The sequence below is a fragment of the Labrenzia sp. CP4 genome, assembly GCF_001579905.1.
GTDB classification, from domain to species: domain Bacteria; phylum Pseudomonadota; class Alphaproteobacteria; order Rhizobiales; family Stappiaceae; genus Roseibium; species Roseibium algicola.
In genome coordinates, this window is sequence record NZ_CP011927.1 from 5,233,273 (window position 1) to 5,258,535 (window position 25,263).

Annotated in this window: 24 protein-coding genes and 1 tRNA gene; 8 read left to right on the top strand and 17 right to left on the bottom strand. The window is 59.6% G+C overall.

Features of this window, described 5'->3' with window-relative positions; all coding sequences use genetic code 11:
- Positions 1-13 precede the first annotated feature (13 nt).
- The 4 genes from ACP90_RS23960 to kynB form a co-directional block, all read right to left on the bottom strand.
- A complete protein-coding gene (locus ACP90_RS23960) occupies positions 14-886 on the bottom strand; it encodes a branched-chain amino acid ABC transporter permease (protein ID WP_023002230.1) in 873 nt (290 codons plus the stop codon).
- Positions 887-891: 5 nt separating this feature from the next.
- Positions 892-1,599, bottom strand: coding sequence for an ABC transporter ATP-binding protein (locus ACP90_RS23965; RefSeq protein ID WP_023002231.1), 708 nt, complete (start codon positions 1,597-1,599; stop codon positions 892-894).
- Positions 1,596-2,366, bottom strand: coding sequence for an ABC transporter ATP-binding protein (locus ACP90_RS23970; RefSeq protein ID WP_023002232.1), 771 nt, complete (start codon positions 2,364-2,366; stop codon positions 1,596-1,598). The genes ACP90_RS23965 and ACP90_RS23970 overlap by 4 nt, the downstream gene beginning before the upstream one ends.
- Before the next feature lie 69 nt (positions 2,367-2,435).
- The gene (gene kynB / locus ACP90_RS23975; RefSeq protein WP_062491934.1) at positions 2,436-3,065 is read right to left on the bottom strand and encodes an arylformamidase; all 630 of its coding nucleotides are present in this window, start codon (positions 3,063-3,065) and stop codon (positions 2,436-2,438) included.
- Positions 3,066-3,492: 427 nt separating this feature from the next.
- Here kynB and ACP90_RS23980 point away from each other — a divergent pair, with 427 nt between their 5' ends.
- Entirely contained in the window at positions 3,493-5,571 is a 2,079-nt protein-coding gene (locus ACP90_RS23980) for a bifunctional diguanylate cyclase/phosphodiesterase (protein ID WP_055657546.1), read from the top strand.
- On the opposite strand, the gene kynU is transcribed toward ACP90_RS23980, so the two are convergent.
- Positions 5,564-6,784 carry a kynureninase gene (gene kynU, locus ACP90_RS23985; protein WP_062490436.1) on the bottom strand — a complete coding sequence of 407 codons (1,221 nt, stop codon included), beginning with the start codon at positions 6,782-6,784 and terminating at the stop codon, positions 5,564-5,566. The genes ACP90_RS23980 and kynU overlap by 8 nt on opposite strands.
- A 249-nt stretch (positions 6,785-7,033) precedes the next feature.
- On the opposite strand from kynU, the gene ACP90_RS23990 reads away from it, so the two are divergent.
- Positions 7,034-8,428 (top strand): L-serine ammonia-lyase, encoded by a 1,395-nt coding sequence (locus tag ACP90_RS23990; RefSeq protein ID WP_031269831.1) that lies wholly within the window; start codon positions 7,034-7,036, stop codon positions 8,426-8,428.
- A gap of 83 nt (positions 8,429-8,511) precedes the next feature.
- Positions 8,512-8,916 carry an MAPEG family protein gene (locus ACP90_RS23995; protein WP_062490438.1) on the top strand — a complete coding sequence of 135 codons (405 nt, stop codon included), beginning with the start codon at positions 8,512-8,514 and terminating at the stop codon, positions 8,914-8,916.
- On the opposite strand, the gene ACP90_RS24000 is transcribed toward ACP90_RS23995, so the two are convergent.
- The 5 genes from ACP90_RS24000 to ACP90_RS24020 all read right to left on the bottom strand — a co-directional run bounded on the left by ACP90_RS24000 (position 8,917) and on the right by ACP90_RS24020 (position 14,854).
- Complete coding sequence (locus ACP90_RS24000) at positions 8,917-9,534, bottom strand: GntR family transcriptional regulator (protein ID WP_023002238.1); 618 nt, start codon at positions 9,532-9,534, stop codon at positions 8,917-8,919.
- Positions 9,535-9,668: 134 nt separating this feature from the next.
- The gene (locus ACP90_RS24005; RefSeq protein WP_062490440.1) at positions 9,669-10,757 is read right to left on the bottom strand and encodes an anhydro-N-acetylmuramic acid kinase; all 1,089 of its coding nucleotides are present in this window, start codon (positions 10,755-10,757) and stop codon (positions 9,669-9,671) included.
- The gene (locus ACP90_RS24010; RefSeq protein WP_062490442.1) at positions 10,754-12,106 is read right to left on the bottom strand and encodes an aspartate aminotransferase family protein; all 1,353 of its coding nucleotides are present in this window, start codon (positions 12,104-12,106) and stop codon (positions 10,754-10,756) included. The genes ACP90_RS24005 and ACP90_RS24010 overlap by 4 nt, the downstream gene beginning before the upstream one ends.
- Positions 12,107-12,488: 382 nt before the next feature.
- Entirely contained in the window at positions 12,489-14,360 is a 1,872-nt protein-coding gene (locus tag ACP90_RS24015; protein WP_062490444.1) for an adenylate/guanylate cyclase domain-containing protein, read from the bottom strand.
- Entirely contained in the window at positions 14,357-14,854 is a 498-nt protein-coding gene (locus ACP90_RS24020; RefSeq protein ID WP_062490446.1) for a FecR family protein, read from the bottom strand. Before ACP90_RS24020 ends, ACP90_RS24015 begins: the two co-directional genes overlap by 4 nt.
- A 145-nt stretch (positions 14,855-14,999) precedes the next feature.
- Between ACP90_RS24020 and ACP90_RS24025 the strand changes: the two genes are divergently transcribed.
- A complete protein-coding gene (locus ACP90_RS24025; RefSeq protein WP_023002243.1) occupies positions 15,000-15,701 on the top strand; it encodes a Crp/Fnr family transcriptional regulator in 702 nt (233 codons plus the stop codon).
- A gap of 165 nt (positions 15,702-15,866) precedes the next feature.
- Positions 15,867-16,133, top strand: a complete 267-nt coding sequence (locus ACP90_RS28920; protein ID WP_023002244.1) for a BA14K family protein — start codon at positions 15,867-15,869, stop codon at positions 16,131-16,133.
- A gap of 101 nt (positions 16,134-16,234) precedes the next feature.
- Here the strand turns inward: ACP90_RS28920 and ACP90_RS24035 are convergent, their stop codons facing one another.
- The gene (locus ACP90_RS24035) at positions 16,235-17,806 is read right to left on the bottom strand and encodes an alpha/beta hydrolase (protein WP_062490448.1); all 1,572 of its coding nucleotides are present in this window, start codon (positions 17,804-17,806) and stop codon (positions 16,235-16,237) included.
- A gap of 449 nt (positions 17,807-18,255) precedes the next feature.
- Between ACP90_RS24035 and ACP90_RS24040 the strand changes: the two genes are divergently transcribed.
- Positions 18,256-18,465 carry a cold-shock protein gene (locus ACP90_RS24040; protein ID WP_023002246.1) on the top strand — a complete coding sequence of 70 codons (210 nt, stop codon included), beginning with the start codon at positions 18,256-18,258 and terminating at the stop codon, positions 18,463-18,465.
- A 127-nt stretch (positions 18,466-18,592) separates the two neighbouring features.
- Positions 18,593-18,844, top strand: coding sequence for a hypothetical protein (locus tag ACP90_RS24045; RefSeq protein ID WP_062490450.1), 252 nt, complete (start codon positions 18,593-18,595; stop codon positions 18,842-18,844).
- 149 nt (positions 18,845-18,993) lie between these two features.
- On the opposite strand, the gene ACP90_RS24050 is transcribed toward ACP90_RS24045, so the two are convergent.
- The 6 genes from ACP90_RS24050 to ACP90_RS24075 form a co-directional block, all read right to left on the bottom strand.
- Entirely contained in the window at positions 18,994-19,389 is a 396-nt protein-coding gene (locus tag ACP90_RS24050; protein ID WP_145915831.1) for a GNAT family N-acetyltransferase, read from the bottom strand.
- A gap of 192 nt (positions 19,390-19,581) precedes the next feature.
- Positions 19,582-19,890 carry a hypothetical protein gene (locus ACP90_RS24055; RefSeq protein WP_062490454.1) on the bottom strand — a complete coding sequence of 103 codons (309 nt, stop codon included), beginning with the start codon at positions 19,888-19,890 and terminating at the stop codon, positions 19,582-19,584.
- A 766-nt stretch (positions 19,891-20,656) separates the two neighbouring features.
- Positions 20,657-20,733: transfer RNA gene (locus ACP90_RS24060), tRNA-Arg, on the bottom strand.
- Positions 20,734-20,948: 215 nt separating this feature from the next.
- Positions 20,949-22,421 carry a HAMP domain-containing sensor histidine kinase gene (locus tag ACP90_RS24065; RefSeq protein WP_062490456.1) on the bottom strand — a complete coding sequence of 491 codons (1,473 nt, stop codon included), beginning with the start codon at positions 22,419-22,421 and terminating at the stop codon, positions 20,949-20,951.
- 82 nt (positions 22,422-22,503) lie between these two features.
- Positions 22,504-23,934, bottom strand: coding sequence for an FAD-dependent oxidoreductase (locus tag ACP90_RS24070; RefSeq protein ID WP_062490458.1), 1,431 nt, complete (start codon positions 23,932-23,934; stop codon positions 22,504-22,506).
- Positions 23,935-23,970: 36 nt separating this feature from the next.
- The gene (locus tag ACP90_RS24075; protein ID WP_062490460.1) at positions 23,971-24,792 is read right to left on the bottom strand and encodes a TVP38/TMEM64 family protein; all 822 of its coding nucleotides are present in this window, start codon (positions 24,790-24,792) and stop codon (positions 23,971-23,973) included.
- A gap of 325 nt (positions 24,793-25,117) precedes the next feature.
- On the opposite strand from ACP90_RS24075, the gene rpmH reads away from it, so the two are divergent.
- The gene (gene rpmH / locus ACP90_RS28055) at positions 25,118-25,252 is read left to right on the top strand and encodes a 50S ribosomal protein L34 (RefSeq protein ID WP_006934271.1); all 135 of its coding nucleotides are present in this window, start codon (positions 25,118-25,120) and stop codon (positions 25,250-25,252) included.
- Positions 25,253-25,263: the final 11 nt, after the last annotated feature.

A 25,263-nucleotide genomic window follows, 5' to 3' on the forward strand; every position in this document is an offset into this window, starting at 1 on the left:
TCTCTCCCTCCCCTTATAGCACTTTGCCCTTGAGCAGCCCGGTCGGGCGCACAAGCAGCATGAACAACAGGATGGCGAAGGCCATTGCGGCCTTGTATTCGCTCGGGATCACCAGAACCGACAACTCCTCGGCAATGCCGACGATCAACCCGCCAAGCACGGCCCCCTCGATCCGGCCGACCCCGCCCAGGATGGCGGCAGCGAACATCGGCAGCAGCATCTGCCAGCCCATCAGCGACTTCAGTTCCGTGTTGAGGCCGAGGAAGACACCGGAGGCAGCACACAGACCACCGGCGATCACCCAGGTCAGCATCACGACCTTCTTGTTGTCGATGCCAGAGAGCAAAGCCAGATTGGGGTTGTCCGACATGGCGCGCATGGCTTTGCCCCACTTGGAGCGGGTCAGGAACAGCTGCAGTCCGCCGACAAGCGCGAGCATGGCGATGACCGTCAGGATTTCGCGGTCACGGATGCGCAGGCCGAAATAATTTTCTGGACGGACGATGCCGCGGGAATAGGTTTCCGTATCGACACCCCAGACCACCTGCACCACGGCGCGGATCATCAGCGCTATGCCGAGCGAGGCCATCACGGTGACGATCTTCGGTCGCTCGCGCAGATGTTCATAGAACACCTTGTCGATGCCGACGGCAACGGCGGCGGTCGCGATGATGGCGATCGGCAGGGCCAGCAGTGGCGAGACGCCAAGACCGGTGACAACCGCCAGCGCAATGAAGGCACCAAGCGTCGCCAGATCACCATGCGCCAGATGGGCATAGCGCAGGATGGCGAAGATCAGCGTGATGCCAACGGCGCCAAGTGCATAGATCGAGCCGAGCACGATGCCCGGAATGACGTAGAAATTGATGAGCTCAAGAAAATCCATACCGCTCAGCCCCCCAGGAACATTTCAGCGACTTCGCGGTCGGCCAAGAGGTCGGCACCGCTGCCTTCGTGGCGGTTCTTGCCGGCGGCCAGGACATAGCCCCGGTCGGCAAAGGCAAGCGCCTGCTTGGCGTGCTGCTCCACCAGGAGAATGGCGACACCGGTGTCGCGCACGTCCCGGCAGATCTGGAAGATCTGTTCCATGTATTTGGGCGAAAGCCCGGCGGTCGGTTCGTCGAGAAGCAGAAGCTTCGGATCGAGCATCAGCGCCCGGCCCATCGCCACCATCTGCCGCTGCCCGCCCGACAGGGACCCTGCAAGCGTCTTGCGGCGTTCCTTCAGGTCCGGAAACAGGGTGTAGACCCGGTCATAGGCAGCGCTGAGGTCACCCTTCTTCAGGAAGCCGCCCATTTCCAGATTCTCGTGGATCGACATCTCGCGGAAAATGTTGTCGACCTGCGGGACATAGCAGATGCCGCGCTGGACGATGCGGTTGGGAGCCCAACTGGTGATGTCGTCGCCGTCGAACAGCATGCGGCCGCCACGGATGGTCAGGAGGCCGAAAACGGATTTCATGGCCGTGGACTTGCCGGCACCATTCGGGCCGACGATGACGACGATCTCGTCCGCATCCACATGCATGGAGACGTCCTGAAGGATGTCGGCGTCACCGTAGCCTCCGGTGATGCCGTCCATGGAAAGAAGCGCAGTCATGCGGCATCTCCCGTGGTTTCGCCCAGATAGGCTTCCAGCACCTGAGGATTGGACCGCACGGTCTGGAAATCGCCCTGGATCAACACCCTTCCCTCGGCCATGCACACAACGGGATCGCAGAGTTTCTCGATCATTTCCATGTCATGTTCGATCAGGATGAACGTGTAGCCGCGCTCCTTGTTCAGGATCTCGATCTTGGTCTCGAGCTTGCGCAGCAGGGTGCGATTGACGCCTGCCGCCGGTTCGTCGAGCAGCACAAGTCTGGCATCGGTCATCATGGTGCGGCCCAGTTCCAGAAGCTTCTTCTGGCCACCGGAAAGGTTGCCGGCCGGCTCGTGCGCCACGTGGGTCAGCTCCAGGAATGCCAGGGTCTCATAGGCCTTTTTCTCGACCTCGGCCTCGGCAGCCTTCACCCGCCCCCAGGCGAGCCAATTGGAAAACAGGCTTTCGCCCGGCTGAGACGGCGGCACCATCATCAGGTTTTCCAGCGCCGTCAGCTTGTGAAATTCATGCGGGATCTGGAATGTCCGCACCAGTCCCTTGTGAAACAGCTCATGGCTGGCCAGGCTGGTGACGTCCTCGCCCAGAAACCGGATGCGTCCGCTTGTCGGTTGCAGTGCCCCTGCGATCAGGTTGAAAAGCGTCGTCTTGCCAGCCCCGTTCGGGCCGATCAATCCGGTGATACTGCCTTCCTCGACGCGGAACGAGCAGCCATTCACCGCCCGGAATCCGCTGAAATCCATAACGAGCTGATCAAGCTCCAGCATTCACGCTCCTTGCCGCTCCCAACGGTCAGTCTTTTTCTTATTCCGGCCGCGCTTTCCCGTTTCCCGGGATTAGCGGAGCGGGCGCAAAATGGCCCGAACCGGCGCGGCGTCCAGCCCTTCTAACTTCATTGGCAGCGCAATCAACTCATAATCACCGGGTTCCACCGCAGAAAGAGCAAGATTTTCCAGAATCAGCATGTCACGGGAACGGGCGATCCCGTGACTGGGCAGGGTTTCGGAAGGATCCGGGTCGACGGAGGGCACATCCACGCCGACCAACTTGACACCGGCGTCCGCCAGCAGGCTCATGGTTTCCGGTGCCAGAGCCCTGTAGCCTGCCGGCCAGACCGTAACGTCTCGTTCTTCGGCAAGCCGCACAAGCACTCGGGGCGGGCAGCCTTCAAGGAACGCTTCCAGCTCTCCGGGCTGGCAAAGCGGACCGGTACCGCGTGCATCGATCAGCCGGGCCGGTCCGACGAAATCATGCAGATCAAGCTGATCGATCGTCAGACCGTCCGGGTCGTAGTGCAGGGGTGCATCGGCATGGGCTCCGCAATGGCTCGACATGGAAAACTCGCCAACATTCACCGGGCAGTCCTCTGAGATCGTCGCCGTCCAGGAGCTGCGATAAGGCGCGTCGCCGGGATAGACCGCTATACCCGGCCGCACGGGCGGCGTGATGTCGAACAGATCCGTCATCTTGAAATATCCTGCTGAAGGGCAATTGCCGCGTTTCAGACAGTTTGAAACAACCATGGCTGGCAAGTGTTGTAAAGCTGAGCGGACACGCCGGCGACAGGCAGTCAGTTGGCGCAAAACCAGCGCGATACGGCCTTTTGCAATCGGGGAAAGCTCAAATTCGGCATCCAAGGTGTCGCACAACAATCTGTTGGCGTTTGATGCAAGTTTTATCTAACGGCACTATTCTAAATTCAGAAACTGAAAGTATCACCAGATCTCGTTAAGTTTGTCAGCGGTTTTCCCGATTTTAAATTGAATGATATATTCACGTTCCTTACACTTCTGCAAAGTTGCAAATTTGCGTTGCCAGACACGAACTGGCGGCTTCGTCCGTCATGATTTCTGATTTCGAATGCGTTCATCCCGGAGAACGACCCTGTCACACATGTCCGATCTTTCCCAGACGCAGCGGGCAACCGAAAAAAGGAAAGCGTCCCTGCCTTTTACACTCGATGACGGCAGGGTGGATCAGGAGCTGATCTTTTCGATTTACGATCGTCTCGACACCGGTATCTGGATTTTCGATTTCGACGAGAAATGCATTGTGTGGGCCAATCGCAAGGCGCTTGAGATTACCGATGCCGAATCGCTGGAAGAGCTGCGGGCACGCGACATGGGCTCGGACATGTCCCATTCGGTGGAACAGCGCCTGCGGCAGTACCAGCAGGATTTCACCAAGCACGACGTGAGCTTTTCGGAGATCTGGACACTCTATCCGAATGGCAAGGCTCAGGTCCTGCAGGTTGTCATGAGCGGCATCCGGCTGAATGACGGTCGCATGGCGCTGCTGTGCGAAGGCCGTCCGCATCACGAGCAACAGCCGGAAACGCTCCGAAGCGCCGAAGCGCTGATGCACACCACGGTGATGATCTCGCTGTTTTCCGAAGACGGGCAACCTCTTTACCGCAACACAGCCGCGAGGGCAGCCTGCACCGATCTCGCGTGCACCTTGTGGGATCATTTCATCGATCAGGTGCTCGCCAAGAACGTGATGGGCGTCCTCACGGAAAAAGCCACGACCAAGTTCGTGGCGGAGGTCCGGACGAGCGACGGCCTGCGCTGGCACGAAATCACCATCCGCCGCTGCCATGACGCCGTAACAGGAAAGCCTGCCTTTCTGCTGAGCGAGATCGATGTCACGGAGCTTCACCAGACCAAGGAACGCGCCCAGTATCTTGCGAGCCATGATGCGCTGACAGGGCTGTCGAACCGGACCTATCTGAAGGAACGCCTGTCGCATGTGAGGCAGACTGCGAAGGACAACAACCTGATCGCAACGCTTTATCTCGTGGATCTGGACGACTTCAAGATGGTCAACGACACGCTTGGCCATGCTGCAGGCGACCATCTTCTGCAGCTTGTTGCATCCAAACTGAAGGATCTGGCCGGAAACAACGACATTGTCGCGCGTCTTGGCGGCGACGAATTTCTGATCTGCCACCTGTCCTCGCCCGAAAGCCCGCGACCGGACTGGTTCGGACAGGCGCTGCTGCAGGCCTTTACCAGTCCGCATCTGATTGAGGGCAAGCCTCGTCATGTCGGGCTGAGCATCGGCTATGCCCATTATCCGGCCGACGGTACGGACATCGACCAGCTCATGCGTCATGCGGACCTTGCGCTTTACCAGGCCAAGTCGGAGCGGAAGAACAAATGCGTCCGCTACAAGGAATTCATGCGCAAACTCCGGGACAAGCACATGTCCCTGAAGAAGGATCTCGAACGGGCAATCCGCGAGAATGAATTCCTGCTGTATTACCAGCCGATTGCCTGCACCCGCACCCAACGTGTTGTCGGCGCCGAGGCCCTGTTGCGCTGGCAGCACCCCGAAAAAGGCCTGGTCAGTCCCGACGACTTCGTGCCGGTTGCCGAGGAAACGGGCCTCATCAACGAGATCGGCACCTGGGTCAGCCGGAATGTTGCCTACATGCAGTCCGGGCTCAAGCTGCTGAACGTTTCCGTACCGCTGTCGATGAACGTCTCACCCAAGCAGCTTTCGGACCCCACCTTTGTTGCACGCATGCAGAGCCTGCCGAAGGAAACCGGCTGCAATGCGAACGACATCTCGCTGGAAATCACCGAAAGCGTTCTGCTTGGCGATATTCCGCATGCCTACGAATCCCTGACGAAGCTGAAAGCCGCCGGCTACCGGATCGTTATCGATGATTTCGGCACCGGCTATTCAAACCTTGCCTATCTGCACAACTATCCGATCGACGGTATCAAGATCGACCGGATGTTCATGAACGACATTGCCACCGGCGGTGCCATCGTGAAGCTGATCCTGTCGCTGGCATCAGCGCTTGATGCCAGCGTTGTCGCCGAAGGGGTGGAAACCGTTGAACAGCGGGCCTGGCTATCTGAAAACGGCTGCAACCGTTTCCAGGGCTTCCTCTATTCCAAACCGGTGCCCGAACAGCAATTTATCGACATGCTGCAGGCCCAGGTTCGCGTCGCAGCTATGTGACCTTTGCGCGGGTCTTGAACTCCGGCCGGTTCCAGCTTTCCGTATCCAGAATATCCTTCAGGATCTCAACCGCATCGACAATGTCCTGATGCGACAGGTACAGCGGCGTGAAGCCGAAGCGCATCACGTCGGGCGCCCGGAAATCACCGATCACGCCGCGGTCGATCAGCGCCTGCATGACGGCGTAACCTTCCTTGAAGCGGAACGAGACCTGGCTGCCGCGGGCATTCGGATCCCGCGGGCTGGCCAGTTCCAGTTGCGGGCACTTGGCCTCGACTTCAGTGATGAACAACTCGCTGAGTGAAACGGACTTGCGGCGGATGTCCGCCATGTCGACATCCTCGAAGACATCAAGGGCCGCATGAAGGCTCGAAAGCGCAAGAATGGCGGGCGTGCCGACCGTCATCCGGCTGATGCCGGAAACCGGCCTGTAGTCGAGATCGAACGCAAAGGGGGCTTCATGCCCCATCCAGCCGGTCAGCGGCGAGGTGACCTTGTCCTGGTGCTCGGGGGCAACATACAGAAATGCCGGAGCACCCGGGCCTCCATTCAGATACTTGTATCCGCAACCAACGGCAAAATCCGCTCCAGCCCCGTGAAGATCGACCGGGATCGCACCGGCAGAGTGGGCAAGGTCCCACATCGCCAGGGCACCTGCTTCATGGGCCGCGCGGGTGATATCCGCCATGTCATGAACCCGGCCGGTGCGGTAGTCGACCTGCGTCAGCATCACCACCGCCACGTCTTCACCAATGGCGTCCTTCACCGCTTCCGGATCGACAACCTTCAGTTCATGTCCCTTGTCGAGCAATTGTTTCAGGCCCGAGGCGACATATAGATCGGTCGGGAAGTTGCCATTGTCGGAAAGGATGACCTTGCGCTTCGGCCGCAGCGCCAGGGCTGCGGAAAGGACCTTGAACACATTGACAGAGGTGCTGTCGCAGGCGACGACCGTCCCGGCCGGTGCGCCGATCAACTTGCCGATGCGGTCGCCCGTACGGACGGGAAGGTCGATCCAGCTGTGGGTGTTCCAGGCCCGGATCAGGCTGTTGCCCCATTCCTCGTTAATGACCTGCGCAATGCGGGCAGGCACGTGTTTCGGCAGCACACCAAGCGAATTGCCATCCAGATAGATGACCCCGTCGGGGATTTGAAACGCCTGTTTTTTGGAAGCCAGAACATCTGCCGTGTCGGCCGGGTGCTGCGAGGTCATGAGTAGCTCTTGTGTCGGATAGTTGCATTTGAAAGGAAGCGGCACGCTATCAAAGGGGCATTTCGCAAACAACTGTTTCCGCGAACCGTTTCATCCGGTTCCAACCCGCACGGGAAAACGTCTGTTTCAGCCGCATGTCGCAAATAACACAAAAATGCCCGTTTGAATGGAGGACATCCGGGCGCTATCTGTTAGCGTGACCTCAAAGCGCCGGCAGGGCCGGTGCATCTGACATATGCGGTTCAAGAGATGTTCATCAGCGTCTTCGACATTTTCAAAATCGGCATCGGGCCGTCCAGTTCTCACACGGTTGGCCCGATGGTAGCCGTTCACCGTTACCTTGACCGGGTGCGGGGCCTGTCCGGCGCGGAAAACCGTGCGACACGGCTGACCGTCACCCTGCATGGCTCACTTGCCTTCACCGGCAAGGGCCACGCCACGGACAAGGCCGTGTGTCTCGGCCTGCTGGGAGCCAGGCCCGATTCCATCGATCCGGACAAGGTCGACCCGATGCTGGAAGAGCTGGAGCAGACCAGGAAGCTGAAAATAGACGGCCTGCCGGAGCTGCATTTCGAACCGTCCCGGGATGTCATCTTCGACTATGGCCCTCCGCTGGCGCTCCACGCCAATGGCATGACCTTCCATCTGCTGGATGCTGCCGGCGCCGTCATCGACACCTTTGTCTATTATTCCATCGGCGGCGGTTTCGTGGTCAGCGAATCCGAATTGCGCAAGACCAGCAACGAACCGGTCAACGAGCTTGCCAAGCAGGATGTGCCATTTCCCTTTGCAAACGCCAAACAGATGCTGGAGATGGGCCGGGAAGCCGAGCTTTCCATTGCCGAGATGAAGCTTCGCAACGAATGCAGCGACAAACCTCAGGCTGAAGTGGAAGAAGGCATCGACCGCCTTTGGTCGGCAATGGATTCCTGTATCAACCGCGGCATTTCCCAGACCGGCATTCTGCCCGGCGGCCTGAAAGTGAAACGCCGCGCCGCAGATATCTACCAAAAGCTCATTCGTGAAGGCCGCACGAACCCGCCTTTCGAGCACAACGTGGTCGACTGGCTCGGCGTTTACGCCATGGCCGTCAACGAGGAAAACGCTGCCGGAGGCCGTGTCGTGACGGCCCCGACCAATGGTGCTGCCGGGGTCATTCCGGCCGTGACCCGCTATTACCTCGATCACTGCCCCGGCGCGGACCAGGCCGGCATCAGGACCTTCCTGCTGACGGCGGCAGCCGTTGGCGGCATCATCAAGGCAAACGCCTCGATCTCAGGTGCCGAAGTTGGCTGTCAGGGCGAAGTCGGCTCGGCCTCTGCCATGGCGGCTGCCGGTTTGTGCGCAGCGCTTGGCGGCACCAACGAGCAGATCGAGAATGCGGCGGAAATCGCCCTGGAACACCATCTCGGCATGACCTGCGATCCGATTGCAGGCCTGGTGCAGGTCCCTTGCATCGAGCGTAATGCCCTTGGTGCGGTCAAGGCTGTTACTGCTGCCTCTCTGGCGCTTCGTGGCGACGGTTCGCATTTCGTGCCGCTGGACGGCTGCATCGAGACCATGCGCCAGACCGGCATGGACATGATGGAGCAGTACAAGGAAACCTCGAAGGGCGGGCTGGCCGTCAATATCGTGGAATGCTGATCCGCCTTTGCCCGCCCGGCGTAAGCTGAACATCTCCGGCGGCCAGAACCTGCGCCGCCGGCTCTCTCTTTCAAGGGGCCGACATGGCGCTTTACATCACCCCGCTTTTCGCGGGCCTGCTGACGCTGCTTTACATTTTCCTGAGTGTTCGGGTGATCGGCGTGCGCAAGAGCGAACGCATCGGCCTCGGCGATGGCGGCCATGGCGGTTTGCAAAGACGCATGCGCGCCCACGGCAACTTTGCAGAATATACCCCGCTGGGGCTGATACTCATGCTGCTTCTGGAGCTGACGGGCGCCACACCCTGGCTGCTCTGGGCTCTGGGTGTGGGTCTTTTCACCGGCAGGGCCCTGCACGCCTACAGCGTCAGCCAGGAACCGGAGCCGCTCAGGTTCCGGATTGCAGGCATGGCTCTCACAATCACCGTTCTGGTTGTCGCGGCACTGATGTTGTTAACGCGCTCGGCAAACGGTGTGCTTACCGGCTGATCAGATCTGCTGCAGCCTAGTTTTGTGTGCGTGCGCAATGTGAAGCCGGGCAGCAGCTTCTGCTGCGGCACAGTCGCCCCGTGAAATAGCGTCAACAATTGCGGCATGTTCCTCGACCGCCGTTTCGCGCCGTTCCGGCGTATCCAGCGTCGTGCCCGCCATCAGGATGAGCGACAGGCGCAGGTGGTCGATCTGGTCGACCAGATAGCGATTGTGCGAGGCCAGGCACAGGCGGCGGTGAAACTCCCGGTTCGAGCGCACCAGGCTGTCCTTGTCGGCAATGCGCTTGCGATCGGCGCTGACCAGATCCTGCAGGATCTCCACTTCCGGCTTTGACGCATGCTTGGCGGCAAGTCCGGCGGCCGTTCCTTCCAGAACTTCCCGCATGAAGTAGACTTCGTTGATCTGGCCATGATCAAGGGTCGGCACCACCATGCCACGGTTGGGCTCGTGCACGGCGAGGCCCTGGGCCTCAAGCCGTTTCAGGCCTTCGCGGATCGGCGTTCTGGAGACGCCGAATTCTTCCGCCAGGTCTGCCTCGCGCAATCGGTCGCCGGGTTTCAAGACCCGCTCTTCAATGAGGCCGATCAGCCGGTGGTAGATTTCAGATCCGTTCATGATGTCTGGTTAGCGGCAAGCTGGGGTTCGCGCAAGCAATTGCAGCTTTCTGGTCGCTTGACCTTCCGAACCACTGACTTCCGGAAGAGAGGCGTTTTTTGCGATTACCGGGAGAAGCACCTCGCTACGCACGCTCATGTGCCGGGCGTAAACAGTTTGCCGCCGACAACCGGTTGGCGGACACCGGTCGTGCCTGGAAAGGTGGTTGGCAGACCGGCCTTCAAACGCGCGCCCAGGAATGCCATTGCCTGGGCTTCCAGGGCATCGCCGTCGATCCGGTAGTCGTCCGCCGACACGACATCTCCCGCAAGAAGCTTCGCCAAGGCTTTCATCAGAACCGGATTGTGCCGTCCGCCGCCGCAAACCAGCCAAAGCCGAGGAACCCGCGGCAAAAGCTTTTCCGCGCTGGCAATGGCGGCTGCCGTGAAAGCGAGCAAGGTGGCAGCGCCATCCTCTAGGCCAAGACCTTCAGCAAATTCGCCGGAGAAACTGTAGCGGTCGAGGGACTTCGGACCCGGCTCGGTCAGGAACGGATGGGTGAGCGCTGCCTGAAGACGACCTTCATCGACCGTGCCCTTTGCCGCAATCGCCCCGCCCGCGTCATAGTCGCCGGCACCGTGCTTGCGGACCCAATCGTCCAGGAAGGCATTGCCCGGTCCGATATCGAACGCCAGCAGCTTGTCGCCTTCAATATAGGTAAGATTGGAAACCCCTCCGATATTGAGGAAACACAAGGGCTCCTTGTCTTCGCCAACCAGTGTCTTGGCGAGCGCCTGATGATAGACAGGGACCAAAGGGGCTCCCTGCCCGCCTGCCACCATATCTGCCAGGCGAACGTCGCCGATCACCGGAACATTGAGATCCGTTGCAAGAGACTGCGGATCACCCAGCTGAACCGTTTCGCCCTTGGCCGGATCGTGCCAGACCGTTTGACCGTGAAAAACCACGGCATCAGGCGCGAGACCGTGCGTTGCCAGAAACCCCAGGATCGCCTCGGCATGGTCGCGCGTTACCGCAGCGGCGATTTCCGGCCAGTCGTCGCGTCCGGTTCCCTTGCGCGCAGCAGCTTCCAGCACCCGGCGCTTTGTCTCTGGCCGGTAGCTTGCCGTTTCCGCAGGGCCGAACCGGGCAACCGTCCGGCCGTCGGTTTCGATCCACGCCAGATCTATACCGTCGGCCGAAGTGCCCGAGATTGTCCCAAGGATGGAGTAGTGATCGCTCACAGGCTTTCCTGAACTGCCTTGAGACCGGCTTCTGCGATGTCGAACAACTCGTTCACCTGGGCTTCGGTAATGATCAGCGGCGGACAGAAGGCCATGGCGTCCAGCATGTTGCGCGAAATCAGGCCCTTGTCGTGGAACATTGCATTGGTTTTCGCGCCGAGCGCGCCGGGCGTTGCCGCAAGCGCCTCATGCGACAGTTCCGCGGCACCGATCAGCCCGATGCCGCGCGTCTCGATTACCAGCGGATTTTCCGCTAGGCCGGCAAGGCGTTTCTGGAAAGTCGGTGCGATGGCTCTGACATGGCCAACCAGATCGCGCTCCTCGATGATCTTCAGGTTTTCAAGCGCAACAGCTGCTGCAACCGGGTGCCCGCTGCCGGTGTAACCATGACCAAGCACGCCGATCTTGTGGCTTTCGTCCGCGATCGGCTGATAGACCGTGTCGTTGATCAGCAGCGCGGAAATCGGCTGGTAGGACGACGACAAGGCCTTGGAGAGGGTCATCATGTCCGGCTGCAGATTGTAGGTTTCCGTGCCGAACATGTTGCCGGTCCGGCCAAATCCGCAGATCACCTCATCGGCGACGAAGAGAATGTCATATTTCTTCAGAACCGGCTGAACTGCTTCCCAGTATCCGTCCGGCGGCACGACCACGCCACCGGCCCCCATCACCGGCTCCGCAAAGAAGGCCGCGATCGTTTCCGGGCCTTCGGCCAGGATCAGGTCTTCCAGGTCCTGCGCACAGCGCCTTGCGAAATCCGCCTCGCTTTCACCGTCCTTTTTCATGGTCCGGTAGTGCGGGCAGGTGGTGTGCAGGATCTGCGGCAGCGGCAGGTCGAACGAGCGGTGGTTGTTGGGCAGGCCCGTGAGACTGGCCGAGGCGATGGTGACACCGTGGTAACCGCGCACGCGCGAAATGATCTTCTTGCGCTCCGGCTGGCCAAGCGCATTCGACCGGTACCAGATCAGCTTGATTGCCGTGTCGTTGGCCTCAGACCCGGAGTTGGTGAAATAGGCCTTCGACATCGGCACGGGTGCCATCTCGACCAGCTTTTCCGCCAGCTCGATCGACGGTCCATGGCTCTTGTAGGTGAAGGTGTGGTAGTAGGGCAGCTTCTCCATCTGCCGAGCGGCCGCATCGACCAGGCGCTTTTCACCGAAGCCGACGGCAACGCTCCAGAGACCGGCCATGCCTTCGATGTAACGCTTGCCGTTGATATCCTCCACATAGATGCCCTCGCCCTTCTCGATCACCAATGCGCCTGTCTCTTCCTGACGGCGGGCGTCGGCGTAGGAATGGAGCTGGAATGCCGTGTCGCGGGCTTCAAGGGAATTCGGCAGCTGTGCCATGAAGGGTCTCGTCTCAAATGCGGTTGGAAAGATCCGGCCGCAGGCGACTCAAAGGTTCCTGCGCGGTGGAGCACACGGTAGGCCATAGCCTGACAAAATTGAAGAGATTGCTTGGGACGATTTTTCCTGCAAACGAACCTCGAAAGGCCGGAGCCACATGCGAGGTATCGCAAGTCGCGATCTTTGGCTGAAGACCTTTTTGCCTGTGAGGGCCGTCACATGTCTCCGGGGCTCAGTCGGGCTACTTACATCTTGTCCGCAGAAACGGACACACCACTGGCAGGAGCAACCCTCAAGCAGATGGCCGGTGGAGCAAACGGGCGGAGGCAGAAAGCTTCCGCCCGTCCGCTTTTCGGCCAACCCGGGATCGCCTACCGCACATTCAATTTGTCGCAGAAAGCGCGCGCCGCTCCGGCATGGCTTCGTCCGCTGTCCAGAGCGCAACTTCGAGCTCCTGCACGCGCCCCCTGATTGCGACGGCTTCCCTGCGTGGCGGCATTCCCAACATCTCACCACCTGCCTCGGCGGCTTTCGTCAGGGCGGTGGAAAGGACGACCGAAGCGCCACGTGACTTGCCAACTTCCATCAGCCTGCTGGCCACATTCACGCAGTCGCCGGTTGCCGCGATCTGCTGCTGGTTCTCATGCCCCAGACGCGACAGCACCACCGGACCAAAATGGCCGCCAAGGCGTACGTCGCGAATTTCGGCGTCGAGCCCGGAGGCAAGGATCCAGCCACGCACGGCAACGACGAGATCAAAGGCACAGCGACAGGCGTCAGCGGCATCCTTTGGTCCGGCGTCCGGAATGCCGAATCCGATCATCACCCCGTCTCCCATGAAATCCAGTACCAGCCCCTTGTTGCGCGCGGCCTCATTGACGACCAGCGTATGAAAGGCCTTCAGAACATCCCGGGTTCGCGCAGGACCCAGTTTTTCCGAAAGGGCGGTGTATCCGGCCAGATCAATGAACAGGATCGCAACCGGCTGCTCCCGCGGGACCAGCAGAAAGCCGGGATCATCGGCAATACGCCGGGCAAGATCCGGCGCCTGAAACCGGCTGAGAGCCTCCCGGGCCGCCACCAGCCGGCGCACCCGGAACCACTCGAAACCTTCCCTCAGCACAGCAAGCGCGACAACCGGCGGCACGCTTGCCGCAATCGGCAATGCCGCGTTGAGCCAGATGCCCTGGTTGAAACAGATGACGACGACAGTCAGCCAACCCAGCAATAGCAGTAGGTAAACGATGGTTGCGCTGGCCAGCGGCAGGAACACGACAACGGCCATGCCCAGTAGCGTAATGGAAACGGCAGCGAGTGCATCGAAACTGCGGACCCGGCTGTCGCGTAGCAGAACCGATCCGTCCAGCAGGTTGGCAATCCCCGTCGACAGGACCTCCACCCCAGGCAGGATAGGGTCGAACGGAGATGAAAACCGGTCACCAACAGCCGACGCGGTGACACCAAGAAGCACCAGACGACCGCCAAGAGCTGCCTTGGCGGCTGCGGCGTCCTGAAGAAGCGATTGCGCGCTGACGGTTCTGATGGTGCCGCCCTTGCCATAATAGTTCAGCGGTTGCTGCCACTGCAGATCCAGCGACTGCACTCGCCCGGAAATCCGGATACCTTCCGCGGTCACCGATGGAGGTGCACCCAGGAACCCGGCAACAGCCAGCATGCCAAACGAGGGAGCCAGTCCCTTGTCGGTCTTGAAAATAAGAGGGATATGGCGCGGTGTGCCGCCGGCATCGGTCGAGACATTGACGAGGCCGACGCTGGCTGCTTCCGCAAAGGCTTCAAACGGGCGCAACTCGGTTTCGGGAGCCGGCACCAGTACCGCCGCAGCCCTTTCAAGCGGGAACTGGCCACCGGCCGCAATCACCGTAGGCAGAGAAGCAAGCGCCGTCGCAAGGCCGGTGTCTGCTGCCTCGTTCGATTTTCCCATCAGCAGAATGTCGATGGCCAGGGCCTTGGCGCCTGCGTCCCGTATCCGGTCGACCAGCTCGGTCAGAAACACCCTGTCGACCGGATAGTGACCGGCTGCGGCCACCGTCTGATCGTCTATGGCCACGATCACCACATCCTGCGGCGCTTCGCGCGGTCCCTTGATGTGGATACGAAGATCGAGAAGCACCGTTTCCAGCCGGTCAAGCACGCTTGCCCGTCCGGCAACATGGCCCAACGCCAGGGAGCCTGCCCAGACGGCCCCGACGATCATCGCCAGGACCACGAGACAGACGTAGAGCTTCAGTTTCATTGACCGAAACGGGACATAAGCCCTGCGGCCCTTTCCGCTGACCATGTGGCCGGTGCGAAGGGAAGGCCCGGGGCGACGTCCGCTCCTTCACCGGCTGCGAGCAGCACCGTATCGCTGCCATCCGGCCGGGACACCGACACGTGACCGCGCAAAACGAAGACTGACGTGCGCTCCGGCCCGACATCCACCGCGTAGATCGTGCCACGAACGGCGGCAATGGCGTGAGGGGTTCGCACCTGGAACGGGCCACTGCCCGGCTCGACCTCGATCAGCATCGCATCGGTTTCGAGATCGACGTCTTCCGGGCGCGTGGCGCCTGCGGCGGTGTCGATGTTGAAAGCACTGGCTGCTTCTGCTTCGATCACGAGACCGTTCGCGCACTGATACACAGTCCTGGGCGGATCCTGGACCTGTGTGCGTTCGCAGCCGTTCACATTTTGCGCCATGACCGTGGAAGAAGCTGCGAGCATCAACCCGATCAGGGTTCCGGCCAATTTCAATCGTCTTGTTGACATTGCAATCCCGATAGGCTTGTCAATTTTAGGTAAGGCATCGCCGTGAGATACCACCATGGTATGACACAACAACCGTTGTAACCACCGTTGTACTGGTGCTCGCATCACACGAGAAAGAGAGAATATGGCTACCGAAGAGAGTTTGAATAAGGAAAAGCTCCTGGGACAGAGCTTTATTTTCGAAGCGCTGGATGACGAGAGCCGCAAGGATCTGGCCGCTTTCGCACATGTCAAACGCTACACCGCAGGCGATATCATTTTCGACATGGGAACGCCGGGGCAAAGCATGATGGCAATTGCGGAAGGCTCGGTGCGCGTCAGCATGCCGACGCCCAGCGCCCGCGATGTGACCTTGTCGGAACTGCATCCCGGCGACATCTTCGGCGAAATTGCCCTGCTCGATGGCGGCGAGAGGTCAGCAAACGTGCGCGCCTTGACCAACTGCAAGCTGGTCGTGGTCGAACGGAGGTCTCTGCTTGAAGTGCTCAATCGCGATCCGGCTCTTTCCATCCGGCTGATCGAGCTGCTTTGCCAGCGCGTTCGCCGGTCGGACGAACGGATGATGGAAATCGGTTTTCTCGGTCTGCCGGAACGTCTCGCCCGCCTGCTGCTCCGCATCACCGTGACCGCTCCCGGCACTGAAGAAAAGCCGCTGACCAAACTGTCGCTCTCCCAGTCGGAAATCGCAGAGATGATCGGCAATACGCGAGAGACAGTGAACCGGTGCCTGCGCAAGTTCCAGAAAGCAGACCTGATCGACCTCAAGGAAGGCTGGCTGATCATCCGGAACCGGGAAGGCCTGGAGGACGTCGCGGACTTCGTGTGAGGAACACGAGAGCCGTTTTGGCCAGAACTCGGGACGCGCTGGCTGTCATCAGACAGCCGATGTCGGGGCAGTGTCGCGCGTCACAGGCCTCGGCGAATGATCTCTCCTAGGTAAGAGGGACAGGCGAACACCACTTCGCCTTCACCAAGCCAAAGGAAGATCCAGATGTTCAGGAAAACCATCTTCACCGCCGTTGCCGCCGCAGCCCTGGCAACCACGACCTTCGCCCCTGCCGCCTTTGCCGGTGGCTATGGAAAAAGCAACCACAAGGGCTATCAGCACCAATGGGCTTTTGGCGCTCGCGATGCGGTTGTGACGCGGCATATCGACTGGTGCTTTGGCCGCTACAACTCCTATCGTGTTTCCGACAACACGTTCCAGTCCGGGCAAGGCTCGCGCCTGCAGTGCTCCTCTCCGTTCATTAGCCGCTGACCATTCGGCTGACAGGAGACATTTGCCGGCAAAGCGGGCAGAGCACGGAGATCATATCCCGGTTCTGCCCCGCCGGAATGCGCTTCCGACAAGAGCCAAAATCAGATGCCGTTCTCTTCAAGAAAGCGATGGATTGCACCAAGGCACATCTGCCAGGCAGGTTCCCGATCGACCAGAATGTGATTTCGGCTTTCCAGCGCCACGAATTGCGCACCCGGGATGCCTGCCGCAACAGCCTGGCCGAGTTCCAGCGGAATGCGCTGATCGTATCTGGAGTGCAAAACGATTGTCGGCGCCTTTACCTGCCCAAGGCGGTGGCGGACATCGATACGGCCGAAGGCTTCCTGAAACCGCGCCGCATTTTTCGGCGAGGTTGTCTGACGCTGAAAATCGTCGAACCAATCCAGGGTTTCCGCACTGGCATCCGGCATGAAGGTTTGTGTGAAAATATGCCGGTAGGCCGGATTATCCGTTCCCCAGCCAAGTTCCGTCAGCGTGATCACCGCTTCGCGCCGGGCCTGTTCCTCCGGTGAGGCGAGATATCGCCAGCCGGCAGCATACCCACTGATCAGGATCAATCCGGAAACGCGCTCGGGATGACGCACGGCGTATTCAACCGACACGGCACAGCCCTGAGAAATACCCACCAGCGGAAACCGCTCCAGCCCCAGGGTATCGGCAACGACCTCAAGATCCTCGACAAAGGCGTCGAACCCGAGATCGTCCACATCCCAATCGGACAGACCGCAGCCTCTCTCGTCGTAACGGATCAACGTACGGCCGCGGGAGAGCTCTGCAAAGCTTCTGCCCCAGATCGGGCTCGACCAGTCGAACTCCAGGTGGTTCAGCCAATTGGCCGCCTTCAGAATAGGTGGGCCGGACCCGATGCTCGCATAGGCGATCCTGGTGCCGTCTGCCACGTCGCAAAATCCGATATTCTGCGCCCTGAGCGCATGGGCACGGGCCTTGCGAACCCTGTCTGCGGGGTCGGCCGAACTCGTCTCGGCAAGCACGACGTGGTCAGACAAAAGACCTGGGGGTGATGTGCCCCGCTGAAGGCCTGCCGGTGACGGATCACTTCGCATTCGCTGGTGCGCCTCTGCACCTTCCGGGTCGGCTTCCAGCCACAGTCGCTGCCACTTCCGACTGGCAGCCGGGCCAACATCCCTGTGGGTCGCCAGACGCCTGTAAACTTCCACCTGCGCCAGATGGACGTCCTCACGTTCAGCCGTCAGCCAGGCATCGAAAGCCTCGTCCCCGGCACCGTCCAGGCCGTCCAGCAACATATTCCCGAGCCGTGTGGCCATGTCCTCAAGCTCGATGACACCAAGCATCCCTACCTGGTTCCGAAGCCTTGCGTGAATATCGAGAATGTCGATACCGATGCCTTCAGCATCGAACTGGACGCGTTCGCGGTCGGCGATGATGCGCAACCGGTCCGGCGTATCCACCGCCCGCCGCAGCTTGCTGAGCGCCCAGCGCAGCGCCGCTTTCGGGTCGTCCGGAAGGTCCCAGAACAGCTCACACAATCGCTCACGCCGATGCGGCCGCCCCGTCGCGACCAGAAACGCCAGAAGCGCCCGTGCCTTCTTGGAGGCCGGCAGAACAATTTCCTGCCCCATGGCCCTGACGCGCAGTTCCCCAAGGAGCGAAATTTCCAGCGCCTGGGACATGTATGTCTCTGAACTCACTTTGGAAAAACACTTCGCGTCTTTGTAGCACCTAAAAGAAGGCTGGTAAAACAAACCTGTCAGAACTACCGCCTGCGCCTTCGCCAATTGCCAGGTGCTACGTCCATTAACCGGAATTCCGTTATTACCCCTGGGCCTGCACCCAGCCGAGATGACCCATCACCCGCCAAAACGATCCTGAAATCGGATCAAAACGAATTATTATTGCTAAGTTTCATCGCCGCAAAAATTCTTTTCAAAGAATCAGGAAATGCGCCTTGTTTTGGACACGGTTTCAACTTAGGTAACGGTCATCGATATTGTTTGTCGAACTTTGTGACTGCGCGGTTTTCCGTGTTCTGAACGATCTTCCCATCAACGTCGACCTAACCGCGCCGCCCCGCATACCGTGAGGCGCGCAAACTACCATGACCGATTGAAAGGAAATCGTTATGCCAGTAGGTACCGTAAAATTCTTCAACACCACCAAAGGCTTTGGCTTCATTCAGCCGGAAGATGGCGCTGCCGACGTGTTCGTGCACATCTCCGCTGTAGAGCGCGCAGGCATGCGCAGCCTGGTCGAAGGCCAGAAGGTCAGCTTTGAAGTTGTCCAGGACCGCCGTTCCGGCAAGTCCGCTGCTGACAACCTTCAGGAAGTCTAATTCTGCATCCAACTCTGTTCGGTGACCACGGATGTACTGGCACCGGGCAGCAGGATGAATGGAAAAGGCCGGGGTAACTCCCGGCCTTTTTTGCAACTACCACCAGTGAACGGTTGGAGACGTGCAGATGACTTCGTCCAAGGACAATGAAAGCCCGCTTCGCACACGACGGGAAACTGCGGAAAGCAAAGCGGAAACAACGCGTCGGGTCGCGCGTGAAATCAATGAGGCCGAGACATCTGCCCGCGATGCCAAGACGGCCCGGCTGAAAGCTGCAAGACTGGCGAACCAGGACAAGCAGGCTACTTCCGCCACGAATACCGCCAAGGGCAAGTCAGCCCCAGCAAAACCCCGCAAACCCATTGTGCCCAAAGCCTGACGCCAGGTTTCATTCCTCTTTTTCCAGGGGCTTCTTGAGGGCACTTTCGGCAAGGCGAGCGAAACGGGCATTCAAAATGGATCGCCCCGATTGCCGTTCGGCGATCGCTTCTGTTTCTCCGGCCAAAGCTTCGGAACCATGGCACACCGTCAGGCAGTCGCCAGTTCCATGACCTGCGCCGGCTCTCTGCAACCGGGAAAGAGCTCGTATTCTACGTGTTCCACAACTGCAAATCCCAAAGATCCGTAAAAGGCGACTGCGCCCGCGCTGGCGCATAGCACCGTGACCTGCAGCCGCCTTGCGCTCGAACCTTGACGCTGAACATGCCGGATCAATCTGCGTCCAGTCCCCGATCTCTGGAACGCCTGGCTGATGTAACAGCCCCAGACATAGACAGTTTCCCCGCGAGCTGCGTAGACGCAGCTTCCGACGATCCGATCGTCATGAAACGCGAGGACCACCCGTTCATCCGTCGCAGGCAGAATGCCACCCAGATCTTCTCCGGCAAGGGATTCGACCATCGCGGTGGCAGTGTCGCTACCCAATTGTTCCTGGTAGGTTTCCGCCAACAAGTCGCAAGAAAAGCCCTGAGACGGGATCTGGGCAGGCCGTCTGATAGATCGCCATCAGACGCAAATTCGACCAGTTCCACCACGTTTCCTGTTCCTGGTTCATCAGGCAATCACAGATGAGGAACACCTCTTCTCGCGCACGGGCAGAACCGGTTCTCCAGCAGCCTAACGGTGGCTTGAACCGAATGTTTTTTCAAGCAGCGTCGAGTTGGAACCAGAAGCAGCTTCGCCAACCGCTTCAAGTTGATCCTGCGTGGTCATGCGCTCGTACGCTTCCCCATCGGACTGTATGCGATACTGCGGCATGCCATCGCGAGCAGGCAACCTGCCTGTCACACGATACGTCAGGCCGGACATGCCCTTGCCACCGAATACGTTTTTCAGGCGCACGGCCTGCCCTATCCTGAAACTGTGGTCCGAAGAGCCACCCGAGGCTCTGCCCTGGCTGGTATTTGTGACCGTTTTCCTGGTCATGATAACTGGGTATCCTTTGATTTGAAGAATTCGCCGGCTGAGATCCGCCAAGTGACGCTATGCTATCGACAGATACGTGTATCAGCCTGTTCAATCGGCATACGGTGGCCACTTCCGTAAACTGTCCTTGATCCGAGAAGGCCAAATGCATGACGGAAAGCGGTAAACATCTGCGCCGCCAAATGTGTCATGACCGGTTTCGCGGGTACACTTGTCCAGGGAGGGCGCAGGCCTAAGCAGCACCCTGACAAGGAAAAAATACACTTATGTACTTTGAATTTTCATGACAAAATAGGCGGTGAGATTGATTTTTATTTTGTTCCGCGCTTATTTTTCTAATTTTCAGCATACACATTTTACAATAATAATCAAACATCAAAATATTTTGAGATTTTATTTCTTCCAATTCTTTTGGAATGACCCGAAACGCCCCCTTCTTATAGGGACGATCCAAGCCGGGCGACCGTAATCACCTGCCCAAGAACATGCGGCATGTGTCATCGGAAACAAGATCCGATTTCCCGGATCAGGCACATTGGGATTCGGCAAATCACCCGCTGACGACCTGGCCTTTAAACGACATTAGCCCCCACGAGAACCTGTCCGGTCCATCGCATGGAAAGCGGGAATCCAAAGCACGAATGTAGCTATTGCGGAAACGGCAAATGCTGAAATTGCTTCCTGGAAACTGTCCAGACAGACCGACAACGCTTCAGCGCAACACACACAGGTGCAAGCAGATCAAATACTGATGGTGCGGGAAAAGTGGCGCACCGGGGAGGATTCGAACCCCCGACCCCCAGATTCGTAGTCTGGTGCTCTATCCAGCTGAGCTACCGGTGCGTATTTGCGAAGATCTTGTCATCTCGGTTGAACCTGCCGATGACCGGTCTTGGCGCTGCGGGGCGTGTCGTGTGCCCCGGACAGGGCGCTTACCTACTGCGGTCCGATGGGGATTGCAAGAACCTTTTTGAACTTTTTTTCAAAGAACTGTCATACAGTTCGGAAAGCCGCAGAACTCCTCGAGACTTAGCGGTGAATAAGATCGCCCTTCCCACTCATGGCTTGCGGTCAGGAACCTCGAAACAGAAACATGTGCCGGTCCGGTTGTCTTCCAGCCGCACCGATCCGCCATGCGCCTTGAGCAATTCGGCGACAATCGCCAGCCCGAGACCGACGCCGCCGTTTTTCGAACCACTGTGAAATGCCCTGAACAGTGCCTTGCGGATATTCTCCGGAATGCCCGGCCCCGTGTCGGAAACCCGGACGCGGACGCAAGTGCCCTCACGCTCGGCCTCGATGGTGATCCGGCGAACCAGCGTTTCGTCCTTTTCCGCCTCCAGCGCCTGAAAGGCATTGCGGACGAGATTGAGCATCACACGGAAGATCTGTTCCGGATCGGCGTCGATCTCGATTTCCACCGGCACCTTGTTATCGAAACGCACTGTGGCATGATCCACGAGACCCAGCACATCCGCCACGTCGTCACCGACACGCCTCAGCGCCAACAGGCGGCGCTGCGGTGCCCGTTCCTGGGCCTTGCCGTAGGACATCACCGCCTGGGTGTAACCGACCGCCCTGTCGAGTGTTGCCAGGATCTTGGGGGCAAGGCGCTTGACCGTCGGGTCCGGCACATGCTCCAGGCGCTCCAGAAACAGCTGCGCAGAGGCCAGCAGGTTGCGGAGGTCGTGATTGATCTTGGAAACAGCCAAACCGAGGTCAGCAAGCCTCTGCTTTTGATGAAGCGCCCTTGAAAGAGCCTCCTCCATGCCCGCCAGACGGATTTCGGCGTCGCCGAGCTCGTCGCGGCGGCCGGAAATCGACATGATGCGCGAAGTGTCTTCCGGGCTTTCGGCAAACCGTTCCATGGAGCGCGTCAGGCGGCGCAGCGGCCGGATGAACAATGCCCTGAGGGTGATGTAGACAAGGCTGGCGGTGATGATCGAAATCACCAGCGACAGTGCAAGAATGCGGCCGGAGAAGGCCAGCATGTCCTGTTGCAGAAGGCGTACGGGCAGGACCACATCGACATGCTCGGTATGGCCCATCTGGCCGACACCGATGATGCGCATGGCGCCGTCGCCGCGATAGGTGAGGATCTCGAAACTGTGCAGGATGGCCGACCAGGGGGTGACTTCGGCCATGTCGACAACGAAGTCCATCTCGCCCGGCACATTGCTCATGGCGATCAGGCTGCGCCGCGAGCCTTCGTCGAGGGAAATCGCGAGAGCACCGGTCGTGCGCAGCAGTTCTTCCTGAAGACGCGGGGCGATGGTGTTGGTTTCCGCAAGCACAGAGGCCGCGACACCTGCCGTGGTCAGCCGGTCGGTGAGCCAGGTGTTCCGAAAATTCGCGATCGAAGGCACATAGATGAGGATTTCCGCGAGCATCACGAAAAGCACCGTCATCAACAGGAGTTTGCCCGACAGGCCGCCAAATCGATAATGCCCGAAGCCATCGCCGGAAGAAGCGGGCGTGGCGGCGGGTTCTTGCGGGACAGCCGATCCTTGCGGCGCGCCCTCATGTTTCATGTCACGTCTTTCCAAATCCCAAGGCCCCGGCCCCGCATCAGCGATGGTACCACAGCTTCTCTAAAACAGACGGCACCAGCGGTCACCCGAACAGACGCAGGAAACCGATCGCTTTGCGCAGCCAAGCATTTTTGGGCGCTTCCGAATAGTAAGAAATTGCCGCACGGCGTACGAGTTCACCCAGTGTCGGATAGGGTGCAATGAACCCGGCAAGGTCCTTCATGGTCATCTTCTTCGACAGGGCGAGCGACAGAAGATTGATGACCTCCCCGGCCTGGGCACCTACGATATCCGCGCCAAGCAGCCTGCCGCGCGGGCCGGCAATCAGCTTCAGGCGGCCATTCGTGAGGCCTTCTGCCTGCGCCCTGTCATTGCCGGCATAGTCCGCCGTCAGCACCTTGACCTTGTGGCCATAGCGCGAGCGGGCCTCGGCTTCGCTCAGGCCGACATGACCAAGTTCCGGCGATGTGTAGGTAACCCAGGGCACAATGTCGCTGGTCATGGAGACCGGCAGCCGGAACAGGATGGAGCGAATCGCAAGACCTGCCTGATAGCCGGCGACATGCGTAAACTGCAGACCACCGGCAACGTCGCCAATGGCATAGACGCGCCGGTTGCTCGTTCGCAAACCCTTGTCGATCGCAATGCCTTTCCGGTCATGATCGATGCCGGCTTCTTTCAGGCCGAGACCGTCGACGTTGGGCGCACGGCCGGTCGCCACCAGCAGATGAGAGGCCTCCACCGTGACCGGCTTTCCGTCCGCTCCCTTCGCACTGATCACAAGCCCCGCACCGGATCGCCCGACCTTTTCGACCGCCGTCTGTTCCAGAATGTCGATGCCTTCGGCACGCAGGGTATCCAGCACCAAAGCCGCCAGTTCCGGATCGTCCTTGCCAAGAGCCTTCTGGGCTTCTAACACGGTGACTTTCGAACCAAGACGTCGGTGGGCCTGCGCCATTTCAAGACCGATTGGTCCGCCGCCGATAATCGCCAGATGCTCCGGACGATCGCGTAGCTGGAACAGGGTTTCATTGGTCAGATAGGGAACGTCCTCGAGGCCCGGAATAGGCGGAACGAAAGCGGAGGACCCCGTTGCGATGACAAAACGCCGGGCCTTGATACGGACTGCACCGGCCAACACCTCATCGGATCCGGTGAACCTTGCCGTCTCGCGCAGGACGGTGACGCCGAGGCCTTCGAAGCGTTCCTGGGAATCATGCGGCTCGATGGCGGCGATGACCTTGCGGACATGATCGTTCGCTACGGCAAAATCGACTTCCGGCTTGTCGCCATGCACTCCAAACCGGCTCGCCGCTTCCTGCGTATGCGCGGCCCTGGCGGCGGCCAGAAGCGCCTTGGAGGGCACACAGCCGTAGTTCAGGCAATCGCCGCCCATGAGCCCCTTTTCGATCAACACCACCTCAACGCCAAAGGCCGCCGCGGCCGCGGCAACGGACAGGCCGGCGGAGCCTGCGCCAATCACGCAAATGTCCGGGGTCAGCAAATTGGCCATGACGGGCTCCGATTCGGCAGGAAACTGGCGGAAAGTTTAACGATTGCGGACTTTTTTCAAGATCACCGGAATGAGGCTGGCGATTCCGAGCGCAAAAAACGCCACCAGCAGCTGTGGTGTTACCAGGGCAGCAACGTCGATCTGACAGGTTCCGGACGCCGCGCAGCCGGGGTTGGCGGCTTCCTGTGCCGCGATGACACTGTCGAGGCCGGAACCGATGAAGGTGAAGGCAAAGGTGCCTGGAATGATGCCGACAAAAGTGGCAACCGTGTAGGAGGGCAACGGCATCTTGAAGATTGCCGGGGCGATGTTGACCAGCCAGAAAGGGAATACCGGTGTCAGCCGCAGGAACAGGAGGTAGTGAAACGCATCCTTGCGAAACCCTTCGGCCAGACGGGCAAGGAAGGGGCCGGCCCGATTGGTGAGCACCTCACCGAAGGAGGATCTTGCAACAAGAAAGACGGCGCAGGCGCCGATCGTCGCGCCCAGAACCGTTGCGAAACCGCCAATTACCCAGCCAAACAGAAAGCCGCCCGCGATGGTCAGCAAGGATGCCCCGGGAAACGACAGGGCGACCGCCACGGTATAGATGGCCACATAGGCGAGAATGGCGAGCACCAGGTTCTGCTCGACGTAACCGGCAAGGTCCTGCCGCTGCATGATGAGGTTCGACAAGGTCAGCTGCTTGTGCAGGCCAAGCGCGAATCCGAGCACCATCAGGCCTGCGAGAACCGCCAGTGGAAGCCACTTTCTGAGCCTTTCGGCTGCCGTGCGTTCCTGCGTCTTTCCGCCGGTCTGCCCCGTGTCCTTCGGCGGCGTCATCCTGTTGGCCTCGTCACCCAGCATCCACTCTTCCATCAGCTCGCTTCTTGTCGCAGGGGCGCCCTGCTTTTTTGTTCTGATAGGCAGATGTACCTTAAACCTCGTAAAAAGAACTGTGCTTCACTGATAAGTGACGCTTGCCCGTTTCAGGTTCACCTGTGCGTGATCGAAAGGAAAACGCAGAATCTTAGGCGTGCAAAGTTGACTTGAGGCGGCATGGCCCTTATAAGCGCGCTCGACCGGGACATGCATTCGGACCCAAGGCTGGAAAAGCCGCGCTCTTCATGGCGCTTCGGGTGCTTCCTCCAAAGAATTTAAAAAATGAACAAGGGCCGCGCTCTTAGCCGCGCGGGGAAGAACAATGAAGCGTACGTATCAACCGAGCCGTCTTGTCCGCAAGCGTCGCCACGGCTTCCGCGCACGTATGGCCACCAAGAATGGCCGTCAGGTGCTTGCTCGTCGCCGCGCGAAGGGTCGCAAGAGCCTCAGCGCCTAATCGGCGACCAG